3 protein-coding genes and 1 pseudogene are annotated in these 2103 nt (G+C 62.6%); 1 reads left to right on the plus strand and 3 read right to left on the minus strand.

Annotated features, from left to right (window positions below; all coding sequences use genetic code 11):
• Nucleotides 1-269 (plus strand): DUF2938 family protein (locus EN893_RS30630; RefSeq protein ID WP_128362044.1); only part of this gene is annotated, 269 nt, incomplete at its 5' end.
• Nucleotides 270-402: 133 nt separating this feature from the next.
• On the opposite strand, the gene rnhA is transcribed toward EN893_RS30630, so the two are convergent.
• The 3 genes and pseudogenes from rnhA to EN893_RS30645 form a co-directional block, all read right to left on the minus strand.
• The gene (gene rnhA / locus EN893_RS30635) at nucleotides 403-933 is read right to left on the minus strand and encodes a ribonuclease HI (protein ID WP_127270020.1); all 531 of its coding nucleotides are present in this window, start codon (nucleotides 931-933) and stop codon (nucleotides 403-405) included.
• An 11-nt stretch (nucleotides 934-944) separates the two neighbouring features.
• Nucleotides 945-1907, minus strand: coding sequence for a homoserine kinase (locus EN893_RS30640; protein WP_127270022.1), 963 nt, complete (start codon nucleotides 1905-1907; stop codon nucleotides 945-947).
• A 5-nt stretch (nucleotides 1908-1912) separates the two neighbouring features.
• Nucleotides 1913-2103, minus strand: a pseudogene (locus tag EN893_RS30645) (4-hydroxy-3-methylbut-2-enyl diphosphate reductase); the annotation flags it as partial.

Consider the following 2103-nt stretch of genomic DNA (forward strand, 5'->3'; position numbering starts at 1 on the left):
GGGCCTTTCACTATTTTGTCGGCATCGTCTACGGCATCATCCTGGTGGTGCTGGCCGGAGCGGGCTGGCTTGCCGCGCCGACATTCCTGCCGGCCTTCATCCTCGGCATCGTCACCGTCGGCGCCGGCTGGTTCCTGCTGGCACCCGGCATGGGCGCCGGCTGGGCGGCCTCGAAGCGGCCCAACCCGATGCTGATCCGGGCGCTGAATCTGGTGTCGCACACCGTGTTCGCACTTGGGCTTTGGGGCACGGCGCTGCTGATCCGATAAGGGTCTACAACTGCGCTGGCCAGTCGATCGGCAGCCAGCAGTAGATAACGCGGTGCGCGCCGATATCGTAGTAGTTGCCACCCCCGCCGGCTGATCCGCTTCTTCGTACCTGAGAGCCGCGCCGCTCCGGAAATCAATAGCTCTGGGTAGAGCGCCGCACTTTCGCGATTGCCGGTTGTTTGGCCGGCGCAGCAGGCTTTGCCGCTGCTGCAGGCTTGAACGGACCTTTCTTGAACGGCGCCATGCCTTCGCGCGCAAGCTCGTCGGCGCGCTCGTTCTCGACATGACCGTCATGGCCCTTGACCCAGTTCCAGGTGACCTTGTGGCGCTTGTTGGCCTCGTCGAGCGCCTGCCAAAGTTCACCGTTCTTCACAGGCTTCTTGTCGGCGGTCTTCCAGCCGTTCTTCTTCCAGCCGTGGATCCACTTGGAAATACCGTCCATGACATACTTGCTGTCGGTGTGAAGGTCGACCGTGCACGGCTCCTTCAGCGCGTTCAGCGCCGAAATGGCGGCCAACAGTTCCATGCGGTTGTTGGTCGTCTCGGCTTCGCCGCCGGAAAGCTCCTTGGTGGTGCCGTTGAAGCGCAGGATCGCGCCCCAGCCGCCAGGGCCGGGATTGCCCGAACAGGCGCCGTCGGTGAAGATCTCAACCAGTTTGCTCATGATACCCCATATCAGGCCAATCCATATTCCGAAGGAGATTTGATCGCCCGGTGGAACCGCATCCTTCTGATGTATTCGGTCGGATCGCGCTTCATCACCAGCCCGCCATCGGGGACGGTCAGCCAGTCGTACAGCCGGGTCAGCATGAAGCGCAACGCCGAACCGCGCGCCAGCACCGGCAGCGCAGCTTGTTCCTGGTCGCTCAGGGGCCGGACGCTCTGGTAGCCGGCGAGCAGCGCCTTGCCCTTGGTGAGGTTGAAGGAAAAATCCTTCTCGAAGCACCAGGCGTTGAGACAGGTGGCGACATCATAGGCGTAGAGGTCGTCGCAGGCGAAATAGAAATCGATCAGGCCGGACAGTTTTTCGCCGAGGAAGAAAACGTTGTCCGGGAAAAGATCGGCGTGGATGATGCCTTTGGGAAGGTCCTTCGGCCAGTTGCGCTCGAAATCGGCAAAGTCGGCATCGACCTCGGCCGCTAGGCCCGGCTCGACCTCGTCTGCGCGATCGCGCGCTGCATCCCAGAGCTTGCGCCAGCCGTCGATGGCCAGGGCATTCGGACGCGTCATCGAAAAATCGGCACCGGCCAGATGCAACTGCGCCAATGCCTTGCCGACCTCGGCACAATGCGTTGCTGTGGGCCGCCGCAACGAAAGCCCTTCCAGGAAGGTGATGATGACCGCCGGCCGGCCGGCGAGCGTGCCGATGACGCTGCCGTCATGCGCGGTCACCGGCAGCGGGCAGGACACGCCCTTGTTGGCGAGATGGCCCATCAGCCCCAGAAAAAACGGCAGATCCGCCTTCTCGACGCGCTTCTCATAGAGCGTCAGGATGTAGGAGCCGCTGGAGGTGTGCAGCAGAAAGTTCGAGTTCTCGGTGCCTTCGGCGATGCCCTTGTAGGACAGGAGATCGCCGACCGGATAGTGCTTCAGGAATGCGCCGAGTTCGCCTTCCGCAACGTCGGTGTAGACCGCCATGTGCCTTACGCGGCTCCATTGACGAAGGCCATGTCGGCCCGCGTCAGTTCGACATCGCGCAGGACCCGCATGACTGGAAAATCCTCGGTTTCCGTGGCCGTGATGGCAAGATCGATCGTGACATCGAAGCGTTGCCGGAACGCGTCGATGATCTCGTCGACGATGATTTCGGGCGCCGACGCGCCGGCCGACAGGC

The sequence above is a fragment of the Mesorhizobium sp. M7A.F.Ca.CA.004.04.2.1 genome (genome assembly GCF_004022825.1).
Taxonomy (GTDB): domain Bacteria; phylum Pseudomonadota; class Alphaproteobacteria; order Rhizobiales; family Rhizobiaceae; genus Mesorhizobium.

What these genes read in the sequence shown, in the direction of transcription:
- rnhA (WP_127270020.1), bottom strand. Translation starts at nt 933, where the DNA reads ATGAGCAAACTGGTTGAGATCTTCACCGACGGCGCCTGTTCGGGCAAT.
- EN893_RS30640 (WP_127270022.1), bottom strand. Translation starts at nt 1,907, where the DNA reads ATGGCGGTCTACACCGACGTTGCGGAAGGCGAACTCGGCGCATTCCTG.